Consider the following 15,763-nt stretch of genomic DNA (forward strand, 5'->3'; position numbering starts at 1 on the left):
GCGGATTTACAATGATTTGCGCGGCTGACTACTCCCTTCGAACTGCTGGCGATCTAGTCGCGCGGGTCTGAAGGCAGCTATATTGATTGGTACTGCTCTGGCCCAGTCACTCTCGTGGCTCCGTGGATTGAATGAAGGGTGGTCCTGGATGGTCGTGGGCGGACCTGATGCGTTTGACTTAGGGCGCCAGTCAAAGTCGTACATGGCGCAGTGCGCTTGAAGGCAGACGTCGATCCAACGGGCCTGTAGTTGTTGGATACGAGCGGTGAGGGCTTTGATGCATGTTCCACCGGGCCGGCAGAGCGACATATGTGGGCTCCCGAAGCTGTCAGTCGGTCCGTTTGCGTTCCCCCTTTTCCTGGACGGGGGCGGTCTGGTCGGCGCCCGGGATGGGGGGCGCGGGAAGCGTGGCGGCGGCGTAGCGGGCGTGGTGCAGCAGTCCGCTCGTGCTGGGCAGGACAGGCGGCCTGGCGGTCGGCTCGCCGAAACGGAACGCCTTGGTCAGGTCGCCGAACGTCTGCCGCCGCCAGTCGGTGATATTGGGCTCGCGGACGCCGGTGAAGCGCTCCAGGAACTGGAGGATCGACGTATGGTCGAACGGCTGGCTGCACACCCAGCCGCCCGCCGTCCAGGGCGAGACAATGATGCACGGCACGCGGAAGCCCCCGCCCACTGGCAGGCCATCGACGAACTCCCCCGACGTGCCCTGGGGCGGCACCGGCGGCGGGACATGATCGAACAGGCCGTCATTCTCGTCATAGTTGAGGATGAAGACGGTCTTTGCCCACACGTCGGGATTGGCGGCGACCGCGTCCAGCTTGGCGGCGATGAACTCTGCCCCGGCGGCGGGCATCGAGCTGCTGGGATGCTCGGAGCCCTCGTTGGTGGGGCAGAGCCACGTCACCGCCGGCAGGCGATCGTGCAGTGCGTCATATTCGAACTCCCCATCCGTGGCCGAGGGCATGCCCTTCACCCGTAGCGGCGATCCCGGTGGCGAATCCATGAACTGGCGGAACAGGCGCAGCACGTTGAAGCCGGTGCCGTTGTCGGCATGCTGATAGACTTTCCAGCTGACGCTCGCTTCCTCCAGCCGCTCGGCATAGGTCTTCCACCTGAGGCCCTCGGGCGGCGTCTTCTGGCTGATCTGCGGTTCGCCATAGCGCCCGTCGGCGTCGATCATGCCGGTGAGCCAATAGAAGCGATTGGGGCGCGTCGGCCCCATCACCGAGCAATGATAGGCGTCGCAGATGGTGAAGGCTTCCGCCAGCGCATAATGGAACGGGATGTCCTCGCGCTTGAAATAGCCCATCGTATAGGGGCCGCGCGCGCCGTCCGCCTTGCGGTGGGCGGGCAACCATTGGTCCATCTTCCCGCCGTTCCACGCCCGATGCTGCACCGCCCAGGCATGGCTGGTCGAAGGCAGCGCCTGCGCCTTGGTGGAGAAGGTGTCGAGATGGAAGGGAAGCATATACCCCTTCGGGTTCTCGGCGTCCGGCTGGTGGAACACGCTCCTGCCGTTGGGGAGGGGGAGCGCATGCGGGTCGTCGAAGCCGCGCACCCCGGCCAGGGTGCCGAAATAATGGTCGAACGAGCGGTTCTCCATCATCAGCATGACGACATGCTTGATGTCCTTGAGCGAGCCGGTGCGGCGTGGTCCTTGCGCCAGCAGCTTCTGCACGTTGGGCGGCATCAGCGTCGCCGCGGCGGAGAAGGAGGCAAGCTGGGCGGCGCTTTTCACCAGCCGGCGGCGCGTGAAGGCGGGGGCGTTGGTCATGCTTCTCTTTCGGATCAGGCGCGGTGCAGGGCGGCGCGGTCGGGCGTGACCACATAGCTTTCGAGCGTGCTCAGCTTGCCGCCTTGCTGCTCGATCTGATCCACCACCTTGATATCGGTCTTCCAGCGCTCGCGCGTGATGTCGAAGAGCTGATAACCGCGCTGGTCCGCGAACAGTTTCACATGCGGATTATTGGCATGGATGGTGTCCAGATTGGCGACCGGGCCGCCATTCCCGCCCGTCGAGATCGAGGTGGAGAGGAATTCCACCGCGGCCTGCTCGCCGTCGAGCGCTTCCTCGCGCACCGGAACCGTCCCGGCGAAATGCTTGTGATAGTCGCCCGACGCGATGACGACGTTCGACAGGCGGTGGCGGCGGATGGAGTCGACCAGCCGCGCGCGTGCCGGCCGATAGCCGTCCCAGGTGTCGGTTGCCAGATCGGGATCGGCCGCGCCAGGCTTGCGCCGGTCGAACGGCATGACCAGCACCTGCTGCGCGATCAGGTTCCAGGCGGCATCGCTGCCCAGCCCTTCGTCCAGCCAGGCTTCCTGCCTGCTGCCCATCAGCGTCGGGGAGACATGGGCTTCGGGCGGGCAGGGCTTCTTCTTGCCGTCGTCGCACGGCTGGTCGGAACGATAGGTGCGCGTGTCGAGCAGGTGGACGCGCAGCAGCCGGCCATAATCGAGCCGGCGATAGGCGATCATGTCCTGGAATCTGGGGAACTGGCTCTTGCGGACCGGCATGTTCTCATACCAGGCCTGCATCGCGGCGAAGCGGCGCAGCAGGAACGCCTCGGGCGGCGTGTCGTGCTCGTCGATGCTGTCGGCCCAGTTATTGTCCACCTCATGATCGTCGAAGGTGGAGAGGAAGGCGGCGGCGCGGTGGGCGGCCTGCAGGTCCGGGTCGGTCTTGTATTGCGCATAGCGGCGGCGATAATCGTCGAGCGAGTAGATCTCGTCCCCCACATGCTCGCGCACGCAGACCGGCTTGTCGTCCACGCGCGGGCAGACGCGTTGCGACCAATGCTCGTAGATATAGTCGCCATAGTGGAAGACGGCATCGAGGTCGGGTTCTTCGGCGAGATGGCGATAGGCGGTGTAATAGCCGCCTTCCCAATGCTGGCAGCCGGCGACGCCGATGCGCAGCCGATTGGCGGGCGCACCGGCCAGCGGGGCGGTGCGCACCTTGCCCGCCGGGCTCATCTCGCCGCCCGCCTGGAAGCGGTACCAATAGGGCCGTGCGGGCAGCAGCCCGGCGACTTCGACATGCACGCTATGCCCCAGCTCGGGTCGCGCGACGGCCTCGCCCGACTGGACGATCCGGGTGAACCGCTCGTCTTCCGCGACTTCCCAGAGCACGGGCACGGCCTGCATCGGCATGCCGCTGCCGCGTTCCAGCGGCTTGGGCGCCAGCCGGGTCCAGAGGACGAAGCCGTCGGGCCAGGGATCGCCCGAGGCCACGCCCAGCGTGAAGGGATTGCCTCCCAGCGAAGCAGCCGCCCACAGGCGCTGCGGCGAAAGTCCAGCGAGGAGGACTAGCTGGCCTGCGCCCAGCATCAGGGTGCGACGATCGAAATGCATGAGAGGGAAACCTTCCGTCGAGAGGGGAATCATTCACCGGCCGCGTCGCGCTTCAGGAACGCGATGAGTGCGGCGGGATCGTTGGTGAGGATGGCGTCCACGCCGAGGCCGAGATAGTCGCGCCAGAGCGCCTCGCTGTCCGCGACATCGGCGAACACCATCACCCCGGTCGCGCGAAGCTGACGGACCTGCGCCGCATCGGTGTCCTGCGCGCGCGCCACGAGGCAGGCGGCGTGGTGATCTTTGGCGAGGGCCATGAAATCCGGCTTGAAGCGGTCGACCCGCAACAGGCAGGTGCGGATGCGCGGATTGATCGCGTGCATCGCATCGAGCGTGCGATAGTCCGAGGATTGCAGGATGAACCTGTCCTCCAGCCCGTAGCGGCGCACGCGCGCTTCGATCAGCGCGACGAAACGAACCGGATCGATCGGCGCACCGGCCGGCTGCCGCGGCATCTTCGTCTCGCCGAAGAACAGGACGTCGCGGCCACGGAACGTCTGGAGGAATTGGTCCAGCGTCGGCATCCGGGCGCCCGGCGCCGGCTTCTGATCGGGATAGGCCGGCGAGCGCGACGATCCGCAATCGAATGCCCGGGTCTGGCGGAGGGTCAATTGCCGGATGGGGCCTGCCGCCACGCCCGAACTCGGGTCCGCCTTGCAGAGGGCCGGATTGACCGTCGTGTCGTGGTGCAGCACGATCCGGTCGTCGGCCGTCAGGTTCATGTCGAATTCCAGGATGCCCACGCCGAGGCGGGCGGCGTTCTCGAACGCGGCAAGCGTGTTTTCCGGCGCCATCGCCGGGCCGCCGCGATGCGCGACGACGATCGGCTGCCGCTCGCCCGCGCCGGCCGTTCCGCTCCCCGCCGTTGCCAGGGAGGCTGCGACGCACAGGAGCAGGGCCGATGCGCGCCGGCGCTTGTGTCCCGTCATGGTCCGGTATCTCTGCATCTCAACGTCCTGCTGGAAACGCATCGGGCCCGGATGCGTGCGAGCGCGGCGGGGTCGGCGGGAAGGGCGGTGTCGCCGGCAGGTCGGCCGCTGATCGGCACCGCCTTGCGCATCGGGACATCCCCTGCGTCGGGGAAGGGCGCCGGGCGTCCTTCCCCGGCAGCCGCCTACATCTTGAAGATGAGATCCACCGAGAAGGACCGGTTCCTGGTCATCTCGTAGCGGCGCATCGAAAAGGGATCGAGATACCCCTGCGCCACGGGCTCCTGGAGGATGTCGTTCGCCTGGAGCTTGAGGATGAACTTGTCCGTCAGCGAGAAGCGCAGCGCGGCGTCGAGCTGCCCCCGCGCTTCCAGCCAATAGGTCGTCAGCGGATTGGCGCCGAGCGAGATCGGGCTGCGGCTCTTCCAGTTGTACGCGACCCGGAACTCGCCATTGCCCGGCAGGCGATAGAATAGCGAGCCGTTCACCAGCCAGTCGGCCTGATATTGCAGCGCGTCCAGATGGACGAACTTGCCGCCATTCACATAATCCATGTCCGCCCACATGCGGGTGGCGTTCACCGAGACGCCCAGCTTGTCTCCGAAGGAGCCGAGGCCCGGAATCCGATCGCTGACCACCTGGAACTCGAGGCCGCGCATCTTGGACGAGGAGGCGTTCATCGGCGTGGATACGGTGTAGGTGACCCCGTCGATATCCTGCTCTTCCGACATCGTGTAGATGTCGTCCTTGATGTTCTTGTAAAAGCCGCTGAGCGAAATCAGTCCGCTGCCGCCGAAATAATATTCGGCCGCCACGTCGAAATTGTCGGAGACGCGGGGCTGAAGCTCGGGGTTGCCGCGCGAGATGGTGAGGTTCTGGTTGTTGCGCGATTCCGCCCGGGCGATGTCGCCGAAGGCGGGGCGGCCGAGCGAGCGGCTATAGGCGCCCTTCAACCGGAAGTTCTGCGTCACATTGTGGGTGACCAGCGCCGACGGGAGGAAATGACGGTATCCGCCATCGTAGCGCTGGAAAGTGCCGTCATAGCGGCTGGCCACGGCGAGCGGGGAGTCGGCGTCGAAATTCACATCGTCGTAGCGAACGCCGGCGATGACATGGGTGTTTTCCGTCCCGTAGGTGACCGAGGCATAGCCGGCGAAGACGCGTTCGCGGTAGGAATAATCGTCCGAATATTGCGCGTTGCTGGTGGAGTTCTGGTTGATCGCCAGGTTCGGCTTCACCTGATCGGCAAAGGCCGCATAGTCGATCCAGATGACCGGATAATGGTAGAGGAACGCGCTGATGTCCGGATGGATTCCGAACGAGCCCAGCGGGCTGGCGTTCGAGGTATAGGTCGTCGTCGCGGAATCGCGCGTGGCGGTCACGCGCCGCGCGTCCAGGCCCACCGCGAAGCCGAAGCCCGTGGCGTCGTGCGAGTAGTTCTTCTTGAAGTCGATCTTGTTCTCGAACGAGGTCATCTTCGCGTGGACGAACAGGTCCGATGCGGCCGACATGTTGTAATTGGCGATGTTGGCGAGATCGTCGTTGTTGTCGAGCGTGATCTGATTGGACCGGCCGCTCATATCGAAGTCGATATAGGCGTTCTTCGGGCTATAGGCGTAGATCAGCCCGAGATCTTTGTTGTAGAACTTGTTCTCGTTATAGCCGGTGCGCACTTCCAGCGAGGAATCGTCCCCGAAGCTCTTGACCGACTTGAGAATGGCGCCGCGGGTCTCGTTCTGGAACCGGTCGTAATCATAGCTGGGCCGGGTGCGGCCGATCTTGAACGTCGCGGTCTGCGGGCCGGTGCGGACCAGATTGGTGAAATTCTCGACATAGAATTGGTTGAGCGTCTGATCCTCGATCTGCTTGTAGTTGTAGCCGAGCAGCGAGAATTCCAGGTCGTTCGCCGGGCGATATTCGAACTGGGCCGATCCGCCGAAGGTCTGGGTGTAATGGGTATAGTCCATCGGGCGGATCAGGGTGGGGAAGGGCTGCTTGCCGTCCCAGTTGGACAGGTCCGACTTCGCCGTCGCGCCGGTGTCCGTATAGAAGACGCGGCCGTTGGGATTGCGCTTGGTATAATCATAGTCCTTCTGGCGGTATACGCCGCTGAGGACGATGCCGAACTGGTCGTTCGCGCCGAACTTGTGCGCCCATAGTCCCTTCACGCCGCCGCCAAAGGGCGTGTCCTTGTAATGACCCAGGCTGTTGATGCCGGGGACATATTTGCCCTTGCCCGTCTGAAGGCTGGCGAGCGCGTCGATGAAGAAGGTGTCCTTGCCGTGGAGCGCGCTGCGCGGCTGGATGTTGGTGACGCCGCCGATGGCGCCGGCATCCAGATCGGCGGTGAAGGTCTTGTAGACCTGGGTGGTGCGCGAGATCTGCGTGGGGATCAGGTTGAGGTCGACGCGGCGGATGCCGTCGCCGTCGTTCGCGCTGGAGAACATCGCCATGCCGTCGAACGAGGTGAAGTTGAGATCGGGCGAGATGCCGCGCACCGAGACATAGGCCGCTTCCTGCTCGCCATAGAGCGTCTGCATCGAGCTGACGCCCGGCACGCGGATCAGCGCGTCGGCCAGCGTCTCGTCGGCAAGGTCGCCGGTATCGTCCTGCGTCAGCGTGTCCACCACGCCCAGCGAGGCGCGGCGATTGCTGACCGCTTCCTGGCTGCGCAGCGTGCTGCCGGTGACGACGATGTCGCTGGCCTGCTGGTCGCCGGGGGCATCGCCCTCCTGCACGGGATTGTCGGAGTTGGAGACCTGGGCCTGAGCGGCGACAGGCACCAGGAACGCAGTAGCAATGGCCGCGGCCGAAGCCGCGGCGTGGAGATATGGAGAACGCATCGGAAGAAGCCCCCGTTTGGATGATTGTCGGCTTCATGACGCGATGCGGGAGGGTTTCCTTCGCGACGCAATATATTAATTTGCGAGGACAATTTTATTTCATTTCTATTTCATAGAATAGATTTGAAATATATCGGCATGACTTATAAATTCATCTTGATTTTCGTGTAAAAAAATCTGCCTATATTGTCATATATCGTGCCATTTTTATATACGGTATAGGCATATGGGGGCAGAGTATCGAGGATGTTGTTCACGCCGAAGCTGATCCCGAATTCCTTGTTTACGCTGAGATAGATGGACAGATCGTTGTAAACGACCGGAGGGATATGGTTGTCGTCATATGCCTCGGGAGATTTCGCGTTCACGTCCAGACGGCCGGCGCTGATGAAGCGGGTATCGAGATTGACGTTGAAATCGCCGATCTCATAGCTGGTCAGCAGCGTTCCCCGAAAGCGGGGATGCTGCCAGTCGCCTTCATATTTGATGTTGCCCGCGGGGACTCCCGGCGTCGTCTCGGTGCGTTGCTCCAGAAGATAGGTTCCGTTGAAGCTGAAGCGGAGATTGCCGCTTCCCAGCCGGGCGCCATAGGCGGCGCTGAAGTCCAGGCCGCGCGCGCGCATCCTCGATGCGTTGATCTGCCGGGTGCGGATGGCGGTGACGTGCCCGTCGGCGGGATCGCGATCGATGGACCGGCAGAATATGTTGTCGATCGTGGGCAGATCGACGCAGAGGTTCATCATCGTCGTGTCGCTATACTGGATGATCGCGTCCTTGATATCGATGTCCCAATAGTCGGCCGTCGCCTTGAAGCCCGGCAGGAGCCGGGGCTGCAGGACCATGCCCAGGGTCAGGCTGTCCGACGTCTCGGGCTTCAGGTCGGGATTGCCTTCGGTCGTGATGAACGGCCCCATCTTGAAGTCGCCCAGCGGCGTGACGATGCCGAGCGCGCGGCAGTTCGCCGAGCGTGCCGCATTCTGATAATAGTCGCCGGCCTCGCAAGGGTCGTTGATCGAGCCGACCTCGCTGACGATCACCCCCTCGTAGAGCTCGCCGAAATTCGGGGTGCGGACGGTGCGCGAGCGTGTCGCGCGAAAGCGGATACCGTCGGCCGGCGACCAGGTGCCGCCGACCTCCCAGCTATGGGTGCCGCCGGTCGTGCTGTAGTCCGAATAGCGATAGGCGCCCTCGATTTCGAGGTGGCGGGCGAAGGGAATATCCTCGAGCAGGGGAAGGACCAGCTTGCCATAGGCTTCGGACACCTGGGACGACACGTCCAGATCGGGATGCACCGCATATCCGGCGATGCCGAAGGTCAGCTCGGTCCTGGCAAGCGGGTCGTCGCGGGTCCGCAGCGTTTCCCTGCGATGCTCGATCCCCAGGGTGAGCACGGCATCGCCATGGGGCAGGGAAAATACCTTGCCGGTGATATCGGCTCCGAAGACGCTCTGGGTGTTGGTCCGCTTTTCCCGCCGCGTGCCGAGGACATAGGCTTTCAGGGCTTCCGAAGCCGGCTCCTGGCTGAATATGTCGAGCGGAACGCAGCCCGCCGCCCGCGCGGCGGGATCGCGGCAGACTGGCTGGCCGGTGACCGGATCGGCGATCACGTCGCGCGCTGCAACCCAGTGCGATGTATAGGGAATGTTGGTGGTGCGGACATCGTCGGTCGCGCGGCCATATTGATGGAAGGCCGTCCATTTCAGCCCGCCGGCCAGCGTGCCGCCCAGGCTTTGCCCCAGGGTGAAGCTCTTGCGGTCATGGAGCTCCCGCATGATCGGGAAGTTGCCATAGGTCCGCTCGATGTCGAGCTTCGCCAGTCCGTTGTCGCGCATGAACTGCCGGACGGCCGGGGGCAGGAACGGATTGTCCAGATAGGCGACGGAGCCGCCGGCCCCGTCGAACCAGTTCGGCCGGCTGTCGTCGCGATGGAGCGGGATGCCCGCGATCCCGTCATACCGGGTCCGCCCATAATCGAGGTTCGCGCCATATTCGATTGCATCCGAGAATGCGTAGTCGGCGCGTGCGATCAGCGCGAACGCCTCCAGGCCGCCCCTGAGCTGGTCCTGGTCGCGCAGGTTCCTGCCGTCGCCGCCGTCGCCATAGCTGAACTCTCCCGGGAACAGGGTCTTGTCATAGCCGGCGATGCGCGGAGCGCCGTTCTCGACGAGGTAGGAATTCCCGTTGAAATAGAAGCTCGGTTCATAGGCATAATAGATCTGCCTGAAATCGGGGACGGTCACGCGATCCGGGATGCCGTCATTGGCGCCGCCATTGTCCGGATTGGCCATGCTGTTGACATAGGTCCGGTAGCGCTGGGTGAAGACCAGGGGCGCGATCTTCGAATAGGTTCCGCCGATGGCCAGAGAGCCGCGCCCGCCGGCGAACCCGCTGCCCGCCGCGAGCGAAATCGATTGGATATCGGCGTCGCCGCGCTGGGAAATCCCGCTGGTGGCCGAACCGACGACCCCATCGACATGGCGTTTGGTGATGATGTTGATCGCGCCGGTCACCGCATCGGCGCCGTAGATCGGCGCCGCGCCACCGGTGACGATCTCGACGCGCTCGACCATCGCCGCCGGGATCATGTTGATATCGACGGCGGAGGAGCGGGCGGATCCCGAGACGCGGCGCCTTCCGTCGATCAGCGTGAGGCTTCGGTTGGTGCCGAGGTTGCGCAATGAAACCGAGGCGACGCCCGCATCCCAGTTTTGACCGAAGGCGCTGGAAAGCCCGATCCCCGCCGAGATCGCCGGCTCCCGCATCAGCGCGTCATAGACCGTGACTCGCCCCAGGCGCTCGGCCTCTTCCATCGAGGTCGTGCGGCTGGGCGTGATGGACGCCGGTTCCGGCTGGGCGATGCGCCGGCCGGTGACCACGATCGGCTGCCGGGCTTCCACCGCTTCGTGCGCGGCATCCGCATCGAGTATCGCGACCCCGCCCGCCAGCGAGCGGACGAACAGGCCGCTCCCCAGGAGCAGCCGATCGAGCGCGGCGCGGGTGTCGAGCCTGCCGCGGACCGCATTGGTGGTGCGTCCCTGGACTGCGCTGCCGGCCACGATGATCTGGATATCGGCCTGCTCGGCCAGCATCCGGATACCGCTCGATGCCGGCTGGGCAGGCACGTCGAAGGCGCGGGTCCGCTCCTGCGCCATCGCAGGGAGGAGCGGCATCGTCGAAACCGCCGCAGCGACAGAGGCCAACCGTCGAAAGGAGGAAAGCATCGCGCGATATGCCACTAGGGCAGCCGTGCTACTTCTCTATGACAATATCGCCCTGGCGATGGGTGACGCGGGCGCCGGTGACCGCCGCGGCCGCGCGGGCGAATTGCTCCGGATCGTCGGTCTTGAACCGGCCGACGATCGGCGTGTTCCCCAGCGCCGGATCGCCGAGCACGATCTTCGTCCGGTTGACCTGATTGAAGCGCGCCGCCGCCGATGCGATCGACATATTGTCGAAGGAGAAATGCGCGGGGCGGGGCAGGGCGGCGTCCGCCGGTTCGCGGGCGCCGGGATCGAGCGACAGGCTGCCGCCCGCATGGAGCAGGACCGCCCGATCCTGGGCGTCGCGCGCCCAGACCAGCACGCTGCCTTCGGCCACGCTGACCGCGCCTCCGACAGCACCCAGCCGGCGCACCGTGTAGATCGTGCCGGTCGCCTGGGCATAGACATCGCCTGAGCGCACGATGAAGGGGCGCGCCCGATCCTTCGCGACGTGGAAGGTGGCCTCGCCATTCTCCAGGGTGATCCGGCGCACGCCCGCTTCCATGGCGACCGAGACCCTGCTCCCGGCGCCGAGCGTGACCACCGATCCGTCCGCAAGGGCCATCTCGTGGCGCGCAGGTGCGCCGGCGGGGCCGGAGCCGGGAAGGACCGGCACGCCGACCACCCACAGCCCGGTCATGCAGGCCGCGATCGCCGCGCCGCCGATCGCAAGGCGCGGGAGCCAGCGCGTTGCCTTCCTGGCATTCCAGCCTGAGGGCGCGGGAGGATTGTCGTTGACGGGCGCGTGCAGCGCGTGCTGCTCGATCACCGCTTCTTCCAGCGCGTGGAGACCGGCGCGCGCGCGCAGATAGGCGCCCCGGCGGTGCCGGTCGGCAGCCAGCCAGGCCTCAAGCTCGGCATTGCGCTCGACTGTCATCTCGCCATGGGCCGAACGTGCGGCCCAACGGGCCGCCTGTTCTTCGAGATCATCGGTGGAATCGAGACTCATCAACTATTTCTACCTCGAATCCTCGGCGCCAGCGTCTTGATCGGCCATTGTCTTCAATATGCGCCGTATCCCGCGAACGACATGATTTTCCACGACACTTTCACTGACCCCAAGCTGTTGGGCCGTTTCCTTCTGGGAAAGGCCGTGAATGCGCCGCAATTCGATCACGCGCCGGGCGGTCAATGACAATCCTGACAGCAAATTGTTCACCCGGCCGAGTTCCTGGATCGCTTCCACTCTCCTGTCCGCCAACGGACTATCATCTTCGACGTCGAACCAGTCGATTTCCGTCATCGGCTTGGTGTTCGCGACCTTGGCGCGGCGAAAACTGTCCATTACCACCGCCTGGACGGTCCTGAAGACATAGGCGCGGCCGTTTTCGATATGGGTGACGGAGTCCAGCCCGGCGATGCGGCAATAGACTTCCTGGATCACATCATCGACGTCGATCAGCGAACCCCAGCGCCGCGTCGCCCAGCGGCGTACCGCGCCTTCGTGGGGAAGGATCTCGCGGGCCACCCATGCGGCGATGCTGTCACGCTCATTGTCCATTCGATGCGCCCATTCGCTCTCCGGTGGGAGGTTGCTCACCGATTCGAGGAAAGCGAGATGTCCGTTCCTAAAGACGGACTCGATGACAATTGCATTACAGCGCTGGGAGACGAGGAAGAAGGCCGGATCCATTGGCATGGGCAGGAGGTGCCGCGGGATCGCCAGAGGATGGTTGCGTTTGCGGAGGTGCCACGATCGGAAACCAAAGCCATGCCACTTGCGTTCTGAACGACCTCAACCGTTCAGATTCCACTCTTCAGGAGTACTCAACCTGGGTTGCCGTCAAAAAAGGTCGCTTCGGAGACAGGCTCGCTCCAGTAAGGCGACATCATGACCGGTCTCCTCCTGCATCGGAGCCGAGGCTATCGGTCTCCATCGAAGAGCACCGCTGCAGCCAGCCGCAGCGGTGCGAGGGCAGGGGCTATTGGGCTTCGGATGCGTCGATCACGCCGTTGTGGTTGACGTCGGCCTTGTCGAACTTGGCGAGATCCTCGACCAGCAATTCCGCGGCGCTGACGGCGCCGTCGCCATCGGTGTCGAGCCGCTTGAAGCGGCGGTCGATCCTGGCCTGGTCCATCGTCTCGCCGCGCTTCTCCGCCGCCTTGGTCATGAACGCGGCCAGTTCGGCCGGGCTTCCCTTGCCGTTGCCGTCGGCATCGAGATTCCTGAACTTCTTGGCCGAGGCGGCCTGGGCCTGATCCCGCGTCTGGCCCGCCTTCTGGGCGAGCGCGTTGCTCGAAGCGAGCAGGGCTGCGGCAGCGAGGCTGTACTGGATGATCTTCATGTCTCAACTCTCCTTTGGTTTTCAGAAACGGAAGCCGGCGCTCGCCCGCACGCCGTAGCTCGACGCGCCGCTGCCCGTCTCGCCGCGCAGGCCCAGACCGAACAACAGGCGTCCGGAAATCACCGAGGCGTCGATCCGGCCGGTGAGGGTGGTCGAGCCGAACTGCGCCGCGCCGGCCTCGAACACATTGTCCGCGTCCACGAAGCCGAACGTGCGCCGGCCCTCCGCATCGTCGAGATAGGAGCGCGCGCCGATATCGGCCGACAGCGTGACGCCGCCGAAGGTGCCGGTGCCGCGCGCGCCGTAGCTGGCGAGCGTGGTGGTCGCCTGGTCCCTGCCGGCGACAAGGGCGGCCGGGCCGCCCGATTCCTGCACCCGGTCGAACGTGACCGAGGAGACGCTCGCGCCGAGATAAGGCCCGACGCGCACCGTATTGCCGAGCGGGGCGAGATAGGCGAGCTCGCCGAACGCGACATAGGAATGGCCGTCGCCGTCCGAGGTCAACCGATTGGAGAGGCTGCCGATAGCGACCTGCCGGTCGGTCGACAGGGTATGCGCGGCATAGCCCAGTCCGCCCGCGAGGCGGAAGCCGCCCGCGGTATAGCCGAGATAGGCATAGGCCGAGTTGGTCACCAGGTCCGCATCGCTCGCGCGCGCCGTGAGGCTGATGTCGTTCTTGGCATGGCGATAGGCAACGCCGCCGCGCAGATGGTCGCCGGTGAACTCGATGCCGCCCTCCAGGATCCGGCGATCGGACTTGATCCGGGCATAGCCGTCATCGGCGGCGACCGTGATCCGGCCGATATCGCCCGCCAGCCAGACGGCTCGCCGCTGGCCCCGCGGGCCGTCCACGCGGTCGATCAGCTCGCGCGCCGCATCATGGCCGTCGCGCCCGGCCACCGCCGAACCGGCTACAAGGACTTCGCCCGAAAGCTGGTCGAACGCGTCGCGTGCGTCGGTGGCGTTGAGGCCGACGACCGCGTCGAACACCGCGCCCGAGCTCCGCGCCCCGACCGCCGCCGCCACGGCGCGCTGGTTGCCGGTCTGGGCGACCGCATCCAGGCTGACGTCGTTGCGGAGCAGGCGCAACTGCACGCTGCTGGCGCTGTAGGCCAGAGTCGGGGCAAGAAAGGCGAGATCGGTGGTCACGCTGCCGAAGGTGCCCGTCACCGAGGAGCCGGTGAGTATCGTATAGGTCGTGAGCGGCAGGAAGTTCGTCTGCCCGCCGCCCAATACCGAGACGGTGCCGCCCTGGAGGGTGACGGCGCCGGTCGCGGCGATAAGGTCGGACGTGCCGTTGGATGAGACCTCGACCTGATAGGTCGATCCGCTCCCCAGGGTCAGGCTGCCGGCCACGTTGAGCGTGCCGATGGAGTTGCCGGGCGCCACCGTGCCGGTGACGTTCAGCGATCCGATCCTGCCCGATCCGCCGAGCCGCCCGTTGGCGCCGATCGAGACCGAGCCCGCCAGCGAGCCGTTCACCACCAGCATGCCCTCGGTGATGGTGGTCGAGCCGGTATAGGTGTTGGCCCCGCCCAGGGTCAGCGTGCCGCCGCCCTGCTTGACGAGCCTGCCGGTGCCGGAGAGGACGCCGGCATAGCTGGTCGCGTCCGATTCGTTCACGGTGAGGATCGCGCTGCCGAGATTGATCGCCCCGTCGCCGGAGAGACCGCCGACCGTCTGCGCGAAATTGTTTAGCGTAACGCTGCCCGGCGCGGCGACGCTAAGCCTGCCGCTGCCGAGCACATTCGCCGCGCCTGCCGCCAGCACGCCGCCCGAGACGGTCGTGCCGCCCGAATGGGTGTTGGCGCCGCTCAGCGTCAGCGTGCTGGTGCCCGCTTTGGCGAAGCTGCCGGTGCCGCTGATGGCGCCGGCGAAGCTGCTGTCGGCGGTGCCGCCCGCCGTCAGCGTGCCGCTGCCGAGCAGGATGCTGCCCGCGCCGTCCAGCGTTCCCACCGTCGCGGCGCCGCCGTTCAGGTCGAAAGTCGCGCCATTTGCGACCGTCAGCGCGCCGGTGCCGATCGTGCCGCCGTCGAGGCGCACCGTTCCGGCGATGATGCCGGTGGCGCCCGTGTAGCTGTTCGCCCCGGCCAGCGTGAAGATGCCGGTGCCGGTCTTGGTAAGGCCGCCGCTGCCGCTGATGACGCCGGCGAAGCGTGTGTCGCCATTGCCGCCGCCGGTGGTGAGGTCGCCGCCCGTAAGGGTGACGCTGCCGTCCCCGGCGAGGCTGGCAATGGTCTGCGATGCCGCGAGGTCGAGTGTCGCGCCCGCGGCGATCGCCACTGCGGTTCCGGTCGGGAGCGCGCCCGTCGCGCCGGCCCGCAAGGTGCCGCCCGCGACGGTGGTGGTGCCGGCATAGCTGTTCGCGCCGGTCAGGATCAGCGTGCCGGTGTCGAGCTTGTCGAGCCCGCCCGGCCCGCCGATGGCCGCGCCGATCGTCGCGGTGACGCCGGGATCGACCCGGATGTTGGTCTGCGCATCGACCGCGCTCAGCGTGCCCGTGCCGGCGGCGATCACATAGCCATCGGTCATGAACTGCATGCCGGTGAAGTCGATCGCGCCGTCGACGGTGACGGTGCCGGCGGTTCCCTGGAACACGGCGAAGCGGCCGCCCCAGCTATCGTTGACGGTGCCGTCCGCGCCGGTCCAGTTGGTGCTGCCGGTGGTCCAGGTGCCCGAGCCGCCCTCGATCGCACCGTTGGCGATGGTGTTGCCGCCGTCCCAGAACTGAATTTCCGGCACGAGATTGTCATAGACCAGATTGACCTGCGCGCCGACCGAGGTCTGGAGCTGGATATGCTGGGCGTTGGCGCTCTCCGGCAGCGTGCCAATGGCCAGGCCGTTGTCGGTCAGCGTGCCGGTATAGTCGATCAGGCGATAGACCCCGACGCCGAAGCCGCCCAGATCGGTCACGTTGAGCGTGCCGTCGAGCGTGAGATCGCCATTGACCTGGATCCGGTCGCTCGCGCCCACGACGTTCGGGCGGCCCAGGCCGAAGTCCAGCGCTAGGCCCGGGGGGACGAGAGGCCCCCCCCGGGGGACAGTGCGCGGGCCCCCCCCCGGCGCGCGGGGGCCCGCGCCGGCCAGGGGGA

9 protein-coding genes are annotated in these 15,763 nt (G+C 65.8%); all 9 read right to left on the minus strand.

Annotation, left to right across the window (positions count from 1 at the left end):
• Nucleotides 1–328: 328 nt before the first annotated feature.
• The 9 genes from HB724_RS13345 to HB724_RS13385 all read right to left on the minus strand — a co-directional run bounded on the left by HB724_RS13345 (nucleotide 329) and on the right by HB724_RS13385 (nucleotide 15,644).
• Entirely contained in the window at nucleotides 329–1,774 is a 1,446-nt protein-coding gene (locus HB724_RS13345; protein ID WP_213981433.1) for an alkaline phosphatase family protein, read from the minus strand.
• Nucleotides 1,775–1,788: 14 nt separating this feature from the next.
• Nucleotides 1,789–3,354, minus strand: a complete 1,566-nt coding sequence (locus tag HB724_RS13350; RefSeq protein ID WP_213981434.1) for an alkaline phosphatase D family protein — start codon at nucleotides 3,352–3,354, stop codon at nucleotides 1,789–1,791.
• 29 nt (nucleotides 3,355–3,383) lie between these two features.
• On the minus strand, nucleotides 3,384–4,283 hold the full coding sequence (locus HB724_RS13355) for a glycerophosphodiester phosphodiesterase family protein (RefSeq protein WP_213981435.1): 900 nt from the start codon (nucleotides 4,281–4,283) through the stop codon (nucleotides 3,384–3,386).
• Between the two features lie 185 nt (nucleotides 4,284–4,468).
• Nucleotides 4,469–7,126 carry a TonB-dependent receptor gene (locus tag HB724_RS13360; RefSeq protein ID WP_213981436.1) on the minus strand — a complete coding sequence of 886 codons (2,658 nt, stop codon included), beginning with the start codon at nucleotides 7,124–7,126 and terminating at the stop codon, nucleotides 4,469–4,471.
• Nucleotides 7,127–7,269: 143 nt separating this feature from the next.
• Complete coding sequence (locus tag HB724_RS13365) at nucleotides 7,270–10,296, minus strand: TonB-dependent receptor (RefSeq protein WP_213981437.1); 3,027 nt, start codon at nucleotides 10,294–10,296, stop codon at nucleotides 7,270–7,272.
• Between the two features lie 79 nt (nucleotides 10,297–10,375).
• Nucleotides 10,376–11,335, minus strand: a complete 960-nt coding sequence (locus HB724_RS13370) for a FecR domain-containing protein (RefSeq protein ID WP_213981438.1) — start codon at nucleotides 11,333–11,335, stop codon at nucleotides 10,376–10,378.
• Between the two features lie 9 nt (nucleotides 11,336–11,344).
• Nucleotides 11,345–12,019 (minus strand): sigma-70 family RNA polymerase sigma factor, encoded by a 675-nt coding sequence (locus HB724_RS13375; RefSeq protein ID WP_213981439.1) that lies wholly within the window; start codon nucleotides 12,017–12,019, stop codon nucleotides 11,345–11,347.
• Between the two features lie 289 nt (nucleotides 12,020–12,308).
• Nucleotides 12,309–12,671: an EF-hand domain-containing protein gene (locus HB724_RS13380; RefSeq protein WP_213981440.1), complete on the minus strand. Its 363-nt coding sequence runs from the start codon at nucleotides 12,669–12,671 to the stop codon at nucleotides 12,309–12,311.
• A gap of 21 nt (nucleotides 12,672–12,692) precedes the next feature.
• A complete protein-coding gene (locus HB724_RS13385) occupies nucleotides 12,693–15,644 on the minus strand; it encodes an autotransporter outer membrane beta-barrel domain-containing protein (RefSeq protein WP_213981441.1) in 2,952 nt (983 codons plus the stop codon).
• Nucleotides 15,645–15,763: the final 119 nt, after the last annotated feature.

Origin of the sequence: Sphingomonas sp. dw_22, from assembly GCF_018449795.1 — a bacterium.
Classification (GTDB): Bacteria; Pseudomonadota; Alphaproteobacteria; order Sphingomonadales; family Sphingomonadaceae; genus Sphingomonas.